Raw genomic sequence first — 18,222 nt, 5'->3', positions numbered from 1 at the left:
ATAACTAGTTATCTGTCAAATTTAGAAATTCCGTGCCACATCACCGTAAACCGATAAAATAAACGGGATGCTGCCACTAGCGCCTGCCGCCGTTATGTCTCCGGACCACAGCCTTCGCTCCGGTTCTCTTATAGGCACAGAACATCATGTATGAGGTTTTCGTTATTCCATAAATCCTGATCGGGACAATTCCGCCTCATATAATTGCTTTAAATTTGCTACCGATGCTGGAAAAATATTTTAGTAAAAAGCTGGTAGAAGCGGGATGCGATGAAGCAGGCAGGGGATGCCTTGCAGGCCCTGTTTTTGCCGCTGCGGTTATCTTGCCAAAGAAATTTTACCATCCGCTTCTTAATGATAGCAAACAGGTGTCTGAAGCAGACAGGAATACCTTACGTCCCATTATAGAAAAAGAAGCAATTGCCTGGGCTGTTGCTATGCTCGATCACCAGGAGATCGACCGCATCAATATCCTCAAAGCATCATTCAAGGCTATGCACCTGGCCATAGATCAACTTAACTGCCGCCCCGAACTTTTACTCATAGATGGCCATATGTTCACGCCTTATTTCGGTATCGTTCATGAATGTGTAGTTGGTGGTGATGCAAAATATGCGGCAATAGCCGCTGCAAGCATTCTGGCCAAAACGAACAGAGACGAATACATGCAGCAGTTACATGAGCAACACCCTCATTACGGTTGGAACGATAATAAAGGCTATGGCACTGCTGCTCATCGCGAAAGCATCCGTACTCATGGTCTTTCTCCTTACCACCGCAAAACATTTGGTATCTGCAAAGAGATGACGCTGGCTTTATCTGCACAATAAGCCTGGGAAATGCGTTCATACATTTATCCACTATTTCCCTAAAAGGAGACTAGTTAGTGAACTTAGTCCAACTACAGATTCAGGCAAAAAAAGAGCCTCGCCATTATAGCGAAGCTCTCCATATCAATTCTAAAAAAATTATTCTACTATAACACTTCCCTTTACATCGATCGTGTACATCTTTTGTCCCGGCTGCAACACAGCATTGGAGTAAACGTATACTTCTTTGTTAAATGGTCCCGTTTTGCTGGTATGGTACTTCACCTTTATGGTTCCCTTCCCGCCAGGCGAAACCGGGCGTTTAGGCCACTCCACACCTATACAAGAGCATCCTGCTTTTACATCCTGGATGATAAGCGGCTGGTCTCCGGTATTCACGAATGAAAACTCATGAACAGCATCCGGACCCGATTTTACTTTCCCGAAATTGAAGGTGTCTCCATCTTTAAATTTAAACTGTGCACCACTAGCTTTCTTTTCGCTCTGAGCAGCCTTGCCGGCTCCTTTTTTAGTGCCTGTTTTTTTGCCCCCTCTTCTGTGTTGTGCATTTACCGTAAGGCCTGCGCACATAATAAAGCAGAGCAATAAGATGGATAATCTCTTCATATTTCTATCGGTGTGTTTGGTATATTCATTTGTTTCTGCCTACTGATTCGGGTACTAGTGTGTAGCTGGTGCAGGTGTAGCTGGTGCTGCTTCAACTGGCTTTGGCTTTACTGTTCCCCTTATGTGAAGTACAGTTGACTTTTCCATAGCATCAGATGAAATGGTCACTTCCTTGCTTATTGGGCCCGGGCGGTGATCAGTGTTGTAAGTAACATGTATTGTTCCTTTCTTGCCTGGCAAAATAGGCTCATGTGGCCATTTTGGTACAGTGCAACCGCATGAACCATGTGCTTCAGTAATTATGATTGGCTTCTTACCTGTATTCTTAAATTCGAAGTCATATTCTGCAGTAGGGCCTTCCGGAACTTCTCCGTAATCGTGAGTATTGTCCTTATCCTTAAATTTGAATATACCTGCGTCAGGATCGTTTGCAGGTGCAGCAGCTGGTGCCGGTGCAGGAGTAACTTTTTTGTCTTGTGCGTTTGCTGCAAATGCACTTAATGAAAGGCAGCAAAGGGTAATGAAAACTTTCTTCATTTTTTTTGTTTGAGTGGTTTGGAATGTATTGTTTAGTTCGTTTTGATCATTGAATTATTCTCAGGTACCGATGTAGTCGGTGCCTTCTCAACACTACCCTTTATGGTAAGTATCTGCACACCTGCATTGGTAGTTACTGTTACTGTCTTCTGGAATCCGCCTGCTGGCTTGCCCAAAGTATGGAACGCTACGTCAATAACGCCTTCAGCACCTGGTGCTATAGGCTCTTTAGAATAAGTAGGAACAGTACATCCGCATGACGCCTGCGCTTTTTGTATCACAATAGCTTCTGTACCCTTGTTTACAAACGTAAACTTAGTTGTAGCATCAGGACCTTCCTGTACTGTACCAAAGTCATGATTCACATCTGCAAAAGCCATGTCACTTGCTTTCAATGTTGAAGCAGGTGCGGTTTTTTCGGGTGCGGCGGTAGATAATGCAGTACCATCATTCATCTGCAATGGAGTAGCAGACTGAGTTGTAGGCTCCGCAGATTTTTTCTTATTTTTCTTATCCTTTGCCTCCGCTACATTGCCAACCATCACCGCAAGGGCGAATAATAAAATTATCTTTTTCATTTTCTATTGTTTAATTATTGAATACATGGTATAAAACAAATTTAGGACCAAATTTTCAAAATTGCTTTTTTTTATTGTTAAAACCTTCAGAAACCGCTTTCATTCGTAATTTCGCAAGTGATGTATAAATTTTTGGTTATACAAACCGCTTTTACCGGAGATGTAGTTTTAGCCACGGCTATTCTTGAAAAGATACATCAGTTTTACCCCGATGCGCAAATCGATTTCTTGCTGAGAAAAGGTAATGAAGGCCTGCTGCGCGATCACCCGTTTATTACTAACCTGCTGATATGGGATAAGCGGAAACAAAAGAAACGCAATCTTCTGAAGATGGCCATGCGTGTGCGTAAAGAGCAGTATACGCATATCATCAATCCGCATCGTTTCCCTACATCCGGGTTCATGATGTTCTTCTCAGGTGCTCAATACACTGCAGGGTTCGACAAAAATCCGTTTGCTTTCTCGTTTACAAAAAAAGCACCTCACAATATCGCCGAACCTCATGCTAAAGAGTACATTATGGAGGTAGAGCGATACCAGTTGCTCATAGAAGATATTACCGATAAAACTGCGGCGCAGCCTAAGCTCTACCCAACTCCGGGCGACTATGCGGCAGCAAAACCCTACCAGGATGGGCCATATATTTGTATAGCTCCGTCATCGGTTTGGTTTACCAAGCGTTACCCCGCTGAACGTTGGGCGGAATTGCTTGACCTATTGCCTGCTCAATACAATGTTTACCTCGTAGGCGGCCCCGATGATAAAGAACTATCTCAATCAATAATCGATATGTCTGGCAACAAGAAGGCCATCAATCTGTCAGGAAAGATGAACTATCTTGAATCCTGCGCATTGATGCAGGGGGCTGACATGAACTACACTAATGATTCAGCACCGCTGCATTTCGCAGTGGCTATGGATGCGCCGGTAACAGGTGTGTTCTGCTCTACCATTTCTTCTTTCGGCTTCGGCCCTACGCATTCAAAGGGAAGGATAGTAGAAATAGACTACCCGCTATACTGCCGGCCATGTGGCCTGCATGGACGCAAACGTTGCCCTGAAGGTCACTTCAAGTGTGCTCTTGATATTAAAGACGAACAATTACTATGGTGGATTTCGAAAACGACATAAAGGCCTGCATGCAGGCACTACAGAACGATGGCGTTATACTCTATCCTACAGATACTGTGTGGGGACTTGGTTGCGATGCGCTGAATGAAGCAGCTGTAGACAAGGTGTTTGCCGTTAAGCAGCGGCCTAAGGAAAAAAGTATGATCATTTTATTGGCAGATGCCCGTGACATTTTACATTATGTTGCTGCACCACCACCCGATATCATAGCTATGGTTGAGGCCTTCGAAAGGCCTACGACAGTCATTTATAAAAATGCTTTAGGATTTCCTGCCAATGTGGTCAATAAAGACGGTTCTATTGCCATTCGCGTCACTACCGATCCATTCTGCAAGGCGCTGATCAAAAGGCTTCGTAGGCCCATTGTTTCTACTTCGGCTAACATAAGTGGAGAACCCACCCCTGCAATATTTTCAATGATAAACCCGTCAATAGTTGCAGGTGTAGATTACACCGTCACCCACCGACAAACCGATTCTTCAATAACACCTCCATCGCGCCTGATATCTATGGACGACGATGGGAATATTACGGTGTTGAGGGATTAATATTGTCTGCCGGAGATATTGACTAGATGGTTAATGCAACAACATTGTTTCCTTTCAATTCTGTCATATTTTTTCATATACCATAGCATTGCCACATTCATCATTGTCGAATTGACTTATCATTTTTTGACACCATTTCCATATTTCCACATTCGCACATTTCCACATTGAATTGAGCCATTAATCCATTTCTAAATTAATCCATTATTTAAGCACCTTATCTATCTTTTCGCTCAGCTTATTCAGCTCACTTTGCACCAGTGGATTGCCAAATGATTCAACAGCTGTATCAGCGGCATAGGATAACAATGTCATGGCCATGAAATCTATTTCATCCTTACCCGCATAACGCGCGCGCATCTCAGCTATCTTTTCGTCGGCTATCTTTATTGCTTTGCGCACCGCTGATTCTTCCTCGGCCTTAATACGCAACCTGTAATTGCGGCCTGCAAGCCACACATTTATGGGCATTAGATCTTCCTGGCTCATACTTCTTCGCTTAAGGTAGTAACAGTTGGTGCAGGTTCAGTTTTGGTAAGCAGGCTCTTCTGGAAAAGTACCAGTGTAACCACGCCTACAGATATTGCCGCATCGGCTATATTGAAAACCGGTTCGAAAAATACAAAATTCTTACCGCCAAGAAAAGGCACCCACTTAGGCATATTCATATCCACCATCGGGAAGTACAGCATATCCACCACCTTGCCCTGCAGAAATTTGCCATATCCATGGCCGTACTGCGTAAAGTGCGCTACATACTCTTTATTATGATTGGCCAGCATACTGCTGATGTTCTCATAGTACCCCGAAAAACAGGAGTAGGGACTGTCGGTAAATATCTGCCCGTAAAACAAGCTGTCTATCAGGTTGCCCAATGCGCCTGCCAGTATAAGCGATCCGCAAATGATCACGCCCTTTTTATACCCCTTTACTATCAATCTTTTCAGCAGGTAAAAACCAAAGATCACCGCTATAAGCCTGAACGATGACAATAACAGTTTCCCTATTACCGACTCACTGATCTTTAAACCGTATGCCATGCCTTCATTTTCTATGAAGTGCAGCCTGAACCAGCTGCCAAATATCTTCACATCATCGCCATTACAGAAATGAATCTTAATATAGATCTTCGACAACTGATCTGCTATAATGATCAGCATCACTAATATAATCGCGTTACGATACTTCAAAATATGGTACTGTTAGTTTTCGGTCGCAAATATAGCATAAACTGCTGTAGCCTTTTTGCCACCTTTATTACACAAATAGTTAAATAATCCTCATCCCTTCGGTTGGCTTCAAGTATAGCATAATGCTCTTAAGGCATCTAATCGCCCGTCACACATCATCGCCCGAAAAACAGTCAGCATTGTCAAATTGCCGAATTGTCAAATTGTCCAATGCTCATAACCCGCTCTGTCTCGCTTAGTGTTTCTATTTTCACCCACAAGGTAGATCGGGGTAGCAGGCTCATCGCCTTTTCAGGCCATTCTATGAAGCAATACATGTTTTGTCGTATTGCCTGCTGCATACAATCTTCTATGCCCGCAGATATTGCCTCTTCCTCACTTTTCAACCGGTACCAATCCATGTGGTAGATAGTGGTGTCCTTACCTGCCTTGTTATAATGATACTCATTGATCAATGAAAACGTGGGGCTACTCACAGTGTCCTCCACCTCCAGCATATCGCAGAGTTTATGAATGAAAGTTGTTTTTCCCGCACCCATATCTCCCGAAAATGCGATCACCGGGTACTTTTCAGCAACATTCCAAAATTTTTGTAGAATTTGTTCTAGCTCTTTCAGTGTATACCTACACTCAAGTAACGTTTTTTCCATGCAATTGCAAGATACAATTTATCTGTTCAGCTCCATAAGTAGAAACTTATATGTAACAGAAATTTTTATTTTTCCCAAACTTCAGTAAATTGCAAAGCCCTTCACATCACAATAATTTAATTCAGACTTAATTTTTAACCAAAGTTTAATTGTTTAATCAACAAAAAATGAAAAAATTATTTGCCTATTCGGCTTTTTTAGCTGTTTTATGTTGGGCGGGGGAAAGTTTTGCCGGCAGTATCTGGAACAAAGTTCCTGTTACCAGTGCGCCTTCTCAGAAAATTCAGGCATTTCATCCTGAACATTACCTCGTTTATACCTTTAATGAAGAGCTGCTGAAATTGCAGATGTTCTCGTTAGGTACAGATGCTAACGAAGGTATGGTAATAGAATTGCCGATGCCCGATGGTACTATCAGAAATTTCAAAGTTTGGCAGGACCCGATGATGACAGGGAAGCTGGCGGATAAGTACTCAGAAATAAAGACGTTTACAGGTGTTTTAGTGGGCGACCAAAGAGTTACCGCTAAGCTCGACTTTACCGTGTATGGCTTCCATGCAATGGTGTTTGATGGCGAGAATACCTCTTTCGTTGATCCTTATGATATGTACCACGATGGTTTTTACATGGTGCACTATAAAAGAGATGAAGTACGTTCTACTGAGCAGCGCATGAGGTGCGAATTTAAAGAGGGGGACGAAAATGGCCCTGCCGGCGAAGCAATGGCTACTTACGCTACAGGTTTGCCAAAGCTGGCAGCTCGTACAGGTAATGGCTGGACTCGTAAAACATACGATTTGGCGTTGTCTGCAAATCACTTCTATTGCCAGGCGGCTACAGGTATAGCTTCCCCTACTATGGCTCAGTGCCTTAGTGTAATGACCACTACAATGAATCGTGTAAATGGTGTGTATGAGCGTGAATTCTCTGTGCACATGAACTATACTGCCAATGAAGATACTTTGATATGGCCAACTAACACAGGCAGCATCAATGGTGCCGACCCATTTGGCACAACTGCAATTAACACTAATGGTGCTACTTGCCTGGGTATCAACCAGACCACCTGCGATAACCGTATAGGTTCTGCTAACTACGACTGCGGCCACGTATTCACTACCGGTGGTGGTGGTATATCTGGTCTGGGTATTGTTTGTACTGGTGGTCAGAAGGCAAGAAGCGTAACTGGTTTGCCAAACCCGGTAGGTGACTCATATGACATTGACTATGTAGCGCATGAAATGGGTCACGAATTCGGTTCAAACCACACCTTCGGTAATAACAATGACGGTAGCTGTTCAGGTAACCGCTCTTCTACCCACTCTTATGAGCCGGGCAGTGGTACTACTATCATGGCATATGCAGGTATCTGCAGTCCTGACGACCTTGCGCCGCACAGCGAAGCATATTTTCATGCCTCTAGCTTGTTAGAGATCACAGCTAAGTTGGTTGGTTCTGAAAACGTTTGTGCTACACCGGTAGCTACCGGTAACAAACTGGTAAGCCTGGCGCCTTTCACGGCTACTTACAAGATCCCCTACAAAACTCCTTTTGAATTGATTTCTCCTACAGCCGTTGATTCAGTAGCAGATACTGCAACTATGTATTGCTGGGAACAGTATAATCTGAACACTGCAACCACTACCGCTTCAAGGTTGGTAAACACATTCGCAAGGGGACCTTTGTTCCGCTCTTGGTTTCCTCTAAAAATAGAAACCCGTGTTTTCCCTAAAATGAGCAAAGTACTCACTGGTGTACTCAGCGATGCAGGTACAGAAAATGCACAGGGAGAAAAAGTTCCGGATACTGCACGTTTTCTTACTTTCAGACTTACAGTTCGTAACATACTTTCAGGAAATGGTTGCTTCCTTTTCCCCGATGATAGTATTCACCTCGATGCTATCCAGACTACAACTAAGGCTGGCTTTAAGGTTACAAGCCAGGGTACTACAGGTATTTCTTATGTAGGTGGTAGCACACAAACTATTACATGGAATGTCGTAGGTACAGATGTAGCACCGGTTAGTGCGTCAAATGTGATCATCTACATGTCTACAGATAATGGCGTTACATGGCCTTACACGGTTGGTACTTTCCCTAATACAGGTACTGCGTCAGTAACTGTGCCAAATCCGGCAACAAGTACTGCGGCGACTGTTTGTCGTTTCAAAGTGAAGGGTAGTGGTAATGTATTCTTCAACGTTAACCTCAAGGGTTTCCAGGTTACACATAGTGGCGCGGTTTCAGGCGTTACTCAGCCAAATGCACTTGCTGAATTGTGCAAAGTATACCCTGTACCAACTACCGATGTATTGCACATTACTACAGGTCTTAACAGTGACGTAAATGCGGTTATCTACAATGCTATCGGCCAGACTATCTGGAGCGGTTCTGTAAATGGCCAGTCTGAAGTATCGGTTGCTTCATGGGCTAAGGGTGTTTACCACATTCAGTTGGCTAACCCTGACAATGGCGACATGACCGTTAAATCATTCATCGTACAATAACAACAACGCTTAAATTAATACTGCACCGCCCCAAAGCAATTTGGGGCGGTTTTTTTATGTTGTGTACTGTAATTCAGAATGAGTTTTCTACACCTTACGAGTTTGTGGCTGTAAGACTATTAATTGAATGTTATGGCACTATAAGGCAAATGCCATAAAGTTGAGGACCAGACTGTAAGTAATGATGCCGAAAGTATCAGATGTCTATAGCAAACATTGTTGTGATTTTGAAACGATGCCGAAGGTATCGGACGTCTAATTAGGCGAATTTCTCTTAATTTAATGACAAAGCTCTGGAAGCTTGCCTGACAGTACGTAGGCGCGAAACAATTCTTCTATCAACACAACCGATCTCTTCAAATCAATGCCATTGTGCATTGGGCATAATCCCTTTTTTGGCAATCTACATACGCCCTTACTTTTTCCTCGCATCCTTCCCAAACTTATACTTAACCCCCACGCTCACCGGAAAACTAAAAAACGAATAATGATATTGGAACGCGGGCATTGACGATGTATAAGCCAGATAATTGTTCTCTGCATGTATGGCCACATATTGCCCCTCCGCCTCAATATTGATATCCATTCTCCGCGATATCGCATAGTTGCAGCCCACTTGTATGCCTGCTATCGATCCGTTGCCCGATGATGACGCGAATTCAGCCGTAGGGTAGAGCTCCGCAAGAGAGAATACATCGGGGTTCTTATACGTAATGATACCGCCCGATACACCTCCATACAGGTCAAAATCACAAAGTTGTTTATGGTAATTGCCTTGCAGCAATACCTGTATCGGATTCTGGGCAAAGACCATGTTGTTGAGGTAAAAATTATGGTATTCCCCCTCTATCGGATTGCCTGCCACCCGCAATACCAATTCGTATTTCTTTAGCCTCAGTCCCATACTCAGGCTCGAGTATACTTCTGTTTTTAATGTACGTTCATAATAACTCCTATCCGATTCCATACCTGCATACAACGCAGCACCACCGTTAAGTCCGATCGACAGAGTTTGTCCGAATGAAAATGAAGGCAATAGCAGCAACAATAACAGTAGTTTTTTCATCGTGAATGAAAGATAATGCGGTTTTCAATGTTAACAGCGAGAATCATGCCGGATTTTTTTCCATAAATAACTTCAATATTCCACGTATAGATATACTATATTAATTGTTGCTATATCCCTATAATTCTATTTACACCAACTGTGAGGTTCAATGTGGTAATTTCATTTATTCAAAACAAAACCACTCACCGTTATGAACGATCAGCAAAACTTAATGATAAAGGTAGTATTGGACAATTGGTATAGCAGTGTTAAACGCTCTGATGCTATATTCAATTCCCTTACCGACGAACAGCTACTACAGGAAGCAGCTCCCGGCCGCAACCGTGGCGCCTATCTTATGGGCCACCTTACTGCAGTGCACGATGCTATGCTCCCATTATTGGGCCTTGGAGAATCACTCCACCCCGAATTACTGGAACCATACGTCAAGAATGCCGACAGCAAAACGGACAACCACACACCACAGCAACTTAGGCAATTTTGGTCGGAGGTAAACGAAGCCGTAGCCAGCAAATTCAATGCACTAACAACCGACGAGTGGCTGCAAAAACATACCTCAGTATCTGCTGAAGACTTCGCCAAAGAGCCACACCGCAATCGCCTCAATGTCCTCCTCAGCCGTTTCGGTCATCTGGAATATCACCGCGGCCAGGTTGCTTTTCTGAAAGAAAAGACGGATTAATTGCCAACAGATATCTTGATTGTCGATTGATGACCAGCCCTGATAATGCAGTGCGATTAAGGTAAGGTGCTAACAGTATGTCATGATGCCGAAGGCATCAGATGTCTGTGGCGAAGCCAAATAGTAAATGGTAACGATGCCGAAGGTATCGCATGTCTGTATAGGCGAATTTGAATTTACGTAACAATTTTGTGATAGCCCTTAAAGCCTGCCTGCCGGTATTCAGGGGCGATATAAATAGCGAGGGTTTTTATCCCCTCGGGCCCAAAACAATAAAACACAAGGCCCTGAAGGGGCGACATAATTGTATTAGCTCACTATCCTTAAGCAATATCGACTCCTTATTGTGAGGGCAATTCATTAGGGTTGTCCCTGCTAGACGCATTCTTCCAAATTACAAAAAATGCACGCAGAGCTCAGTCCCAGCTCACTAAAAGACAAAATCTACACATCTGATACATTACCTTTACTTATTGCCCAAATTCTAAAATATTAGCCGTCCCGTTATTATTTCTTACAAACTTTATATAAAAAAAGTAGTGCGTAAACGCAAATGTTAACGATGTATTTATCTGATCTGATTTGAAAAATAGAGGCATTTTTACATTTGTTATCTCCAAGTACCTATTAGACTTACGATATACAAGGCTCACTCTATCAGATTTAGCAAATTTCTTACTGATAGCTCTAAACTTATAACCATACAATGCCACTGTATCTCCGTATGTTGAATATTCTACAATATATCGTTCTTTTTTATATGAACTATTGTTGTCCAAAAGTGACCCAACTATACTATCGAGGACAACATGAACTTCGTATGGAAGATAATATTTCAATCCGTAATGGCGATCGAAGAGATGCACTTTTTTTTCGTTAATGTAGTCCATCTTTAAACTGGTATCAAAAGCCTTTCTTAGTTGAGAGAGGCAATCGTATTGTAACAAGCAAAATATTAACAAGATAATAATTCTCATTTTCCTCCTCCTTTTTTCTGTTTTAATAAAGCCCCTCTTCGCCTTATTCTTCCAAATTACAAAAAAAATGTACTCTGAGCGAAGTCTATTGACTTCGTTCGATCGGTAGGGAATCTCCCGATTCCCGAATACCCATGTAAACATGTTGCCTGTAAAACCACTATGTATGAAAAATTTCCCCTGCTCACCTTTATCCTCCAAATTACAAAAATGTAGGTTGAGCACAGTCTATTGACGCTATTTTGAACCGACCAGGGAAAGACAGGTCTGATGTAAGATTACATGTTTGGTCGGCAATAGGCATCAAAACAAAAAGAGCGAAAGCCACATCGCTCTACGCTCTGTTTCTTTCGCTCTCTTATTGTGTGCGCCTGAGTTGTCAAAGTTCGAACCAATTTATAGAAGATTTAAAAGCGATTGCCGCCTTTTTGCAAACCAAGTTATAACAGGGTCACAAGGCGAGCTCTTTTAGAGAATTACTACGTCGTCCCTATCTGTTTAACTTTGTTCTATAACTAAATTGCATTTCAATCTACACTGTATTTTGTTTATGCTCATATTGATAAAACAGCATATTCCAAGTACTTATTCAATAGAGTGTATTTTACAGATAAATATTCTCCTGCCATTTGACGTGAAAATATGAATAGGGATCATTTTGCAAGCACTTATTACTGTAATCAGGGAACCGAAATACAATTAATAGTCTCAAATGAATATTGATCAACTTAGAACAAAACCGTTGCGAGTTGGGTAATGTAGGGAATTTTCCCATGTCAGAGCGGGAGACAGCAGATATTCAGGAACAGATTTCGCAGTCATAGATGTGAGTGATGATTTATTGAAACATATAAAAGGTGCTCAGGCTGCATTGCAGGTGCTTTGATGATATGAGCATTGGAGGATCTATACAGATGGGTTGCGATGAATGCTGTTTTGTTGAAATTCAGAAACTAAATAAATCGATTTTTCACTTTATTGAAAATGCAGACCAAGTACTGATTGGACATGGCGATTCATCGACAAAGAATTACACGATGAAATATCTAAGGTTTGTTTGATTCAAACATATGGATCTGTATCAATGGCAACATCGGGAAAATCTTTGATATTTCAACCTTATGAAGAAGGTGGTTCAGAAGGATATTTTCTGGAATTTGCAAGTAGTATATTACCAATTATTGCATTTCTATAAGTCAGAATGGTTGGGATTACAAATAGAGGTCATTAATCAAATTTAGATTGTTCTACTGGATCATTGTTACTTGGTTTAGTCCTTTTGTCTAAGGCATGATATTTATACGCTATAGTATATTTGCTATTTCAATTGCAGTATCCATTTTCATCCTAAATGACCAAAGCAGACGATAATTACAAGAGTTTTACAAGAGCCTATCAAACTGGAAACTTTGTTGGCGTTGCGCGTCTGGTCGTTGAGATACTTTGTTTATTGCCCGGCTGGGAAAACTCACTTTCTAGTTCCTGGCGAGTTAAACTATCAGAGCTATTTCAATTCCTGCATCAAACAGGTTTTGAATTTAAGGATGAGGACGATTTTTATGAAATACTCTCCACAATTTCTATTAAAATGAAGTCACAACCAGATATAGAGTGGAAGGAAATCCTTACTTAACTGCTCGACATTTTTTAGTAATAAAGATCGAAAAAATCCTCCTTGTCATTCAAATTTTCTTTTTGTCAACTTTAAAATTCGGGGCGAATTATTAGTTGCCTTACGTTTTACTCCAACCATAATAAAAGTCGAAGAACAGGCTCCGAAACGTAACTGATGACGGCTTATAAATGGAATTGCCTATTACTTTTGACTCCCATGTCAATATTGACACAAATAAACACCCTCGTTCTATATCGGATTTAACTAGGCATGCATTTTATGTGCTGTTTCTTTTATACATTAGTCCATAAACATCAATTAATGGGAAGGATACCGATAAACATCATAAAGTACACCGAAGAGGATACACTATACAAAAAGGCACAAACTAATTTTCAACTTGTCATTATAGACGATCTCAAAGGATGGAACAGGTGTTATACATCGAATTTACAAGAGCTAACCAATTTCAGGAACGAAATTTCAGTAGTTATTGAATCTTTATCTCTAAGCGAAAATTTGAATATTAGTGTCGAGCTAGCTAAAAGGATTGAAAAAACAAATTTGAATGATGAGATTTGTATTTCCTGCACTCACAAGAAATCTCGTAGTTGTGTTACATGTCTCGAAGAATTGCAAAGCCCGCTTGAACGGAAACTATATGCTAAGCTTTTAGACGCCAAGGTTTATTTTGAAGTTCAGTATCCCATGAATAAAGTAGGTAAAAAAGCTTCCTTGATAGACGATACGCAAAATGATTTGAGACTAAAGTATAGAGATCTCCTAACTCAGGTAGATTTCTTTCTTCCAAACAAAAATCCAATCTGTGTATATACTGACGGACATACATACCATGAAAGAACAGAAGAGCAAGCAAAGAGAGACAGAAGTATCGATAGGAAGTTACAAGAGCTTGGCTTTGTTGTGTTACGATTCACCGGTAAAGAAATAAATGAATCACTTTCGATGGTTGTTAATCAAGTCATGAAGTTAGTTGAAATGAAAAATTAGCTAGCAATTTTCAAAAGAAATATCAATGCGGAGTTCTCCATTAAAGTATGCGATTTATGTTCCAACAAATAAACCCATATTCATTGACACAGCGAGAAATGGCAGAGAATGTAATTGTATCTGCGCAGAATGCGGTAAAGTCGTGGATGCGATACAAGGAGAAAGAAATGAAAAGCACTTTAGGCATTCTGTTGAAACTGACTGCAAAGGTGGACTAGAAACGATTCTCCATCTGCGAGCCAAACAAATCATTGTTGAAAATAATCAAATAGAGCTACCTGGAGTAGGTTTGAATTATACAGGTGCAATCAGTGAAGAACCATTCTTGAAAGTAATTCCGGATGTGACCGTCATTGCAAATGGCGAAAAGGTTTTTTTTGAAATCGCTTTAACAAATCCTAAAAAGAAAATAGAAAAGGAATTTTATATTGCTAATAAACTTAAAAGCGTTGAAATCCATTTGGAAGGTCTTGATTATGATATTCCTCAAGATGAGTTAAAGCGGATTGTTCTAATCAATGTGAATAGAAAAGAGATTATATTTTGGACAGAAACATCCAAAGGTGATGGATTACTTTCAATGAAGATTAGCCGTTATTTAGTTCCAATTGCTTTGCTCGCAATCATCTATAAACTATTTCAGTCATGGTCAAGAAGAAGATAGAAGGTAGGCTGCAAATTATTTTCTCAAAGGTTGAATGACTACTCAAAAGTAGGAATAATGAATATAAACTGCATGTAATTAGCAAGCTTGTAATTTTTAAAATCAACCCTAGATCCCATTTTTCAATCTTATTAAAATCAAAGTAGCGGCGAAAATAATTCCAGTATTTCATAACTAACTTTTTACATGGACTATCGGATTGATTAGGTTAAAAGTTGCTCCCTTTTCAAGAACGCCAACAGCGAAAACCCCATTATGATATAGGAGATTAACAGCTTTGGGCTAAATTAAAAAATATTTTCAGAAATATAATTTTATAAATTATACAAATAAAACTTGTGTAATCAATTAGTAAATAATATTTAAATAAATAATTGATGTAGCTTTAGAATTGTTTTTTCTTTAAAATCCAAACATGGGAAAAATATCATTTTTAGCACAACTAATAATTTTGATCAGAAGACATCAAGGTTTTTTGTTGCGGATGTTTTTGATTTTAGCATTAGTATAGTATCCGTCTCTAAATAATGTATACAGGCGGTATGTATAATGTATTCTTCTACACCTTATGAATAGGCAAGTAAAGGATGCAGAAGGAAAACGGCAATGCTTGCCTAATCTCACTAAGGTTTATTTATCTCTTTGCAGGAAGGTGGTGAGCAGCAATACCAAGGACGGCAACGAAATCATACTACTTTCTCAGTTTATAGTTTAATATCTTCATTTTAAGTCATTTACTTACTAATTTATTGTATATTTGTTAATGAGTGCACAAAAATAAACTTTGAATAACATTTTTAATAAACTAATTCATATTATTGAAAAGATACGCTCAAATATTTTTATATCTCGTATTAGTAATGTTATTGACTGGTTTAGTCAAGGCAACCCCGATGGAGGACTATGGGGTAAAAGCGAATATCATTTATCGTTTCACGAAATATGTTGACTGGCCCCCCAATAGAAAAAATGGCGATTTCATTATCGGGATTGTAGGGGAGTCGCCATTGTATGAAGAGCTTAGGTTATACACATCAAAAAAAAACGTGGGCCTTCAAAGTATTGTGGTGAAACACTATACTTCATACTCTGAATTGGACTATTGTCATATCCTAATTGTTACTGAGGATGAAAGTTCGGAAGTTAAACGAATAGCAAATATCACCATAGGAAATCCCGTTCTAATAGTGTCAGAGAACACTGGCCTTGCCAGAAAAGGGTCTTGCATAAATTTCATTACGGCTAATGGCCATTTGAAACTAGAATTTAATAAAACCAATATTGAACAAAGAGAGTTGAAAATCGCAACCGAACTTTTAAACCTAGGGACAATTGTAAAGTAAACCGTAATTTAATATGATTCGAAAAATACAATCCGGTATATTTATTTGCTGTGTTATACTGCTGACCTTAAATAATAACGGGTATAGTCAAAACGATACAGCAAACATCGATAATCTAAGCCTGAAGGAGTTGCTCAATGTAAACGTTAGCACTGTTAGTAAAACTTTACAAGACGCACGTATTGCCCCGGCTACGGTAATTGTTGTCACAAGAGATCAAATAAAAATGCGAGGATATCAATCTTTGCTTGATGTGATAATCGATCTCCCTGATACTAAACTGGATGACAAAATATACCCTGATTCACGAAATAGCGTAACTATACGCGGCACACAAGGGCAACAAAATTTCATCATATTGCTTGACGGTATAAAAATATCCTCTCCTACGAACGAAGCATTGCCAATTATGGAAAACTACCCCATAAATCTTGCAGAGCAGGTGGAGATCGTCTATGGGCCAGCATCAGCGTTGTACGGTGCAGATGCTGTGTCGGGTATTATTAATGTCATTACCAGAAAAATACCTACTAGTAAAAATATTGTTATTGAAGCAACAGCAGCAGCAGGCATATATAGATATACCAATAGCACACTCTATTTGGCAAAAAAAATTAAAAAGAATTCGAGCTTTGTTATTTCCGGGCAGTATTGTTATGATGGACAGCCGGACTATAGTAAAGTATATAAAGATGATCCCGCTTATAGTCTTACTCCCTATCAAATCGGAACATTAAATACTATTTACGGGCCCATCACCCCACTAAAATCGATCACCCCACGTTACGAGGCACCCACGTCAGCTTACAACGTATATGCGATGCTTCATTTGAACGCATTTACATTTTCATTTTTTACTAACAATACGAAAATCCCAACATCGTATTCGAACAATACTAACAATGCAATCTATAATAAAAGTGCCTTTATGGGGCAGGATTTAACAACAGGATCTATAGGATATAAAAAAACATTAAATCGGTTGGTTTCTACTACCTCATTTACTGCAAACCGATATTATCTTAACCCGCAATCAAATTTCCGTAATCTGTTCAGCTTGCTGGAGCCTGTGTATAAATATTCAAAGTCTTCTACTTTCAGGCTAGAGGAACAGTTAGACTATAAAATTTTTGATAAATTCACGACTACTGGGGGAGCCAGTTTTGAAAAATATCATGTGATTCCGCAAAGTGCTGACTTGGATGAACCTGCTAACAGCAGGTTGCAAAGCAGCTATGCAGGGACCGAAAGTTTTTATAAGCCCAACGGTTTGCCTGCTAAGTTTTATTCAGTTGATTACAATAATATCGGATCTTATGTACAAGTCCAGTATGCATGGTTACGGAAAATCAATTTCACACTTGGTGCGAGATACGATTACAACTCACGCTATGGGCATACATTTAATCCTCGACTTTGTTTAGTGTATAATGCTAATGAACAAACTACTATTAAAGCGCTATATGGAAGTGCTTTTCGTTCACCTGCCCCATCAGACGCTTATGCATCGTATGGAGCATTTGACACACAGGATTCAGGGAAAACTTACCATGCATCTTTCCTTCATTTACCGAACCCGAATTTGGAGCCAGTCAGGTCACAGAACTTTGAGTTGAGTATTCATCGATATGTTAGTGACAACTTCACTATAACACTGGATGGGTACTACACAATTCTTACAGGTCTATATGCACCAGAAAATGATAACCTATCATCTCATTTATACAACAATATGTTTAATGGTATACCTGTTGACTATATTGAAGTTTTTATCAACGATGAAAAGCAGTATACGGTTGGGGGGAGTATATTATTCAATTTAAAACATACGGTAGGTAATGCGTTTTTCAATTCTTATGCTTCTTTAAGCTATGTAAATGCAAGGGTCGAAGATCCGGATGGAGCGGGTTATGATAGACAAGCTGCGTTCATTTCTCCCTTTATGGTCCGCATTGGAACAGACGTAAAGGCTAATAAATTTACTTTTTCAGGTCGGCTTTTGCTGATGGGAACACAAAATCTACCTGGTACGCAGGATACTACGGGTAAATTGGTAAGATTACAAACTTTGCCTGGTTATGTGCTACTAAATGTTTCTGTACATTATACATTTGGAAAACACGTCTCTATGTTTGCTAATGTTACGAATGCACTTAATCAGCACTACAGGAGCGTTGGATACAATATGAACCTCCGCAAAAATAACACTGAACTTTTTTACGGACAGCGGGAAGACCCAATAAGAATAATGGCCGGCTTGAATGTTTCTTTTTAATAGCTTACT

At 40.1% G+C, this 18,222-nt stretch carries 18 protein-coding genes; 11 read left to right on the top strand and 7 right to left on the bottom strand.

Going from position 1 to position 18,222, the window contains the following annotated elements:
- Positions 1-224 precede the first annotated feature (224 nt).
- Positions 225-830 carry a ribonuclease HII gene (locus CJD36_RS17830; protein WP_105040558.1) on the top strand — a complete coding sequence of 202 codons (606 nt, stop codon included), beginning with the start codon at positions 225-227 and terminating at the stop codon, positions 828-830.
- Positions 831-968: 138 nt separating this feature from the next.
- Here the strand turns inward: CJD36_RS17830 and CJD36_RS17825 are convergent, their stop codons facing one another.
- Genes CJD36_RS17825 through CJD36_RS17815 form a run of 3 tightly spaced genes read right to left on the bottom strand, consistent with a single transcriptional unit; the run spans position 969 to position 2,551 of the window.
- Entirely contained in the window at positions 969-1,436 is a 468-nt protein-coding gene (locus tag CJD36_RS17825; protein ID WP_105040557.1) for a DUF1573 domain-containing protein, read from the bottom strand.
- 54 nt (positions 1,437-1,490) lie between these two features.
- The gene (locus CJD36_RS17820) at positions 1,491-1,973 is read right to left on the bottom strand and encodes a DUF1573 domain-containing protein (protein WP_105040556.1); all 483 of its coding nucleotides are present in this window, start codon (positions 1,971-1,973) and stop codon (positions 1,491-1,493) included.
- A 32-nt stretch (positions 1,974-2,005) separates the two neighbouring features.
- Positions 2,006-2,551, bottom strand: a complete 546-nt coding sequence (locus tag CJD36_RS17815) for a DUF1573 domain-containing protein (RefSeq protein WP_205685636.1) — start codon at positions 2,549-2,551, stop codon at positions 2,006-2,008.
- A gap of 120 nt (positions 2,552-2,671) precedes the next feature.
- Between CJD36_RS17815 and CJD36_RS17810 the strand changes: the two genes are divergently transcribed.
- Both CJD36_RS17810 and CJD36_RS17805 read left to right on the top strand, forming a co-directional pair.
- Entirely contained in the window at positions 2,672-3,682 is a 1,011-nt protein-coding gene (locus CJD36_RS17810) for a glycosyltransferase family 9 protein (protein WP_105040555.1), read from the top strand.
- Positions 3,658-4,230, top strand: a complete 573-nt coding sequence (locus CJD36_RS17805) for an L-threonylcarbamoyladenylate synthase (RefSeq protein ID WP_105040554.1) — start codon at positions 3,658-3,660, stop codon at positions 4,228-4,230. Before CJD36_RS17810 ends, CJD36_RS17805 begins: the two co-directional genes overlap by 25 nt.
- Before the next feature lie 204 nt (positions 4,231-4,434).
- On the opposite strand, the gene CJD36_RS17800 is transcribed toward CJD36_RS17805, so the two are convergent.
- The 3 genes from CJD36_RS17800 to tsaE all read right to left on the bottom strand — a co-directional run bounded on the left by CJD36_RS17800 (position 4,435) and on the right by tsaE (position 6,070).
- Positions 4,435-4,719 carry a cell division protein ZapA gene (locus tag CJD36_RS17800; RefSeq protein WP_105040553.1) on the bottom strand — a complete coding sequence of 95 codons (285 nt, stop codon included), beginning with the start codon at positions 4,717-4,719 and terminating at the stop codon, positions 4,435-4,437.
- The gene (locus CJD36_RS17795) at positions 4,716-5,420 is read right to left on the bottom strand and encodes a lipoprotein signal peptidase (protein ID WP_105040552.1); all 705 of its coding nucleotides are present in this window, start codon (positions 5,418-5,420) and stop codon (positions 4,716-4,718) included. Before CJD36_RS17795 ends, CJD36_RS17800 begins: the two co-directional genes overlap by 4 nt.
- A 182-nt stretch (positions 5,421-5,602) precedes the next feature.
- On the bottom strand, positions 5,603-6,070 hold the full coding sequence (tsaE, locus tag CJD36_RS17790; RefSeq protein WP_105040551.1) for a tRNA (adenosine(37)-N6)-threonylcarbamoyltransferase complex ATPase subunit type 1 TsaE: 468 nt from the start codon (positions 6,068-6,070) through the stop codon (positions 5,603-5,605).
- A gap of 167 nt (positions 6,071-6,237) precedes the next feature.
- Between tsaE and CJD36_RS17785 the strand changes: the two genes are divergently transcribed.
- Complete coding sequence (locus CJD36_RS17785; protein ID WP_105040550.1) at positions 6,238-8,577, top strand: zinc-dependent metalloprotease; 2,340 nt, start codon at positions 6,238-6,240, stop codon at positions 8,575-8,577.
- 415 nt (positions 8,578-8,992) lie between these two features.
- Here CJD36_RS17785 and CJD36_RS17780 read toward each other — a convergent pair whose 3' ends face one another.
- Complete coding sequence (locus tag CJD36_RS17780; RefSeq protein ID WP_105040549.1) at positions 8,993-9,643, bottom strand: hypothetical protein; 651 nt, start codon at positions 9,641-9,643, stop codon at positions 8,993-8,995.
- A 193-nt stretch (positions 9,644-9,836) separates the two neighbouring features.
- Between CJD36_RS17780 and CJD36_RS17775 the strand changes: the two genes are divergently transcribed.
- From CJD36_RS17775 to CJD36_RS17745, 7 genes are all read left to right on the top strand, one after another.
- Positions 9,837-10,328, top strand: a complete 492-nt coding sequence (locus CJD36_RS17775) for a DinB family protein (RefSeq protein ID WP_105040548.1) — start codon at positions 9,837-9,839, stop codon at positions 10,326-10,328.
- A gap of 2,328 nt (positions 10,329-12,656) precedes the next feature.
- Positions 12,657-12,938: a hypothetical protein gene (locus tag CJD36_RS17765; RefSeq protein ID WP_105040546.1), complete on the top strand. Its 282-nt coding sequence runs from the start codon at positions 12,657-12,659 to the stop codon at positions 12,936-12,938.
- A 303-nt stretch (positions 12,939-13,241) separates the two neighbouring features.
- Positions 13,242-13,931: a DUF559 domain-containing protein gene (locus tag CJD36_RS17760; protein WP_161499364.1), complete on the top strand. Its 690-nt coding sequence runs from the start codon at positions 13,242-13,244 to the stop codon at positions 13,929-13,931.
- Between the two features lie 25 nt (positions 13,932-13,956).
- On the top strand, positions 13,957-14,595 hold the full coding sequence (locus CJD36_RS17755; RefSeq protein ID WP_105040544.1) for a competence protein CoiA family protein: 639 nt from the start codon (positions 13,957-13,959) through the stop codon (positions 14,593-14,595).
- Positions 14,596-15,163: 568 nt separating this feature from the next.
- Complete coding sequence (locus CJD36_RS23310; protein ID WP_161499363.1) at positions 15,164-15,310, top strand: hypothetical protein; 147 nt, start codon at positions 15,164-15,166, stop codon at positions 15,308-15,310.
- 103 nt (positions 15,311-15,413) lie between these two features.
- The gene (locus tag CJD36_RS17750; RefSeq protein WP_133162698.1) at positions 15,414-15,938 is read left to right on the top strand and encodes a YfiR family protein; all 525 of its coding nucleotides are present in this window, start codon (positions 15,414-15,416) and stop codon (positions 15,936-15,938) included.
- A gap of 13 nt (positions 15,939-15,951) precedes the next feature.
- Complete coding sequence (locus CJD36_RS17745) at positions 15,952-18,213, top strand: TonB-dependent receptor plug domain-containing protein (RefSeq protein WP_105040542.1); 2,262 nt, start codon at positions 15,952-15,954, stop codon at positions 18,211-18,213.
- Positions 18,214-18,222: the final 9 nt, after the last annotated feature.

Source organism: Flavipsychrobacter stenotrophus (genome assembly GCF_002954265.1).
Lineage (GTDB): Bacteria > Bacteroidota > Bacteroidia > Chitinophagales > Chitinophagaceae > Flavipsychrobacter > Flavipsychrobacter stenotrophus.
Note: the sequence above shows the minus strand (reverse complement) of the source record. Positions and strands in the feature narration are given on the sequence as shown.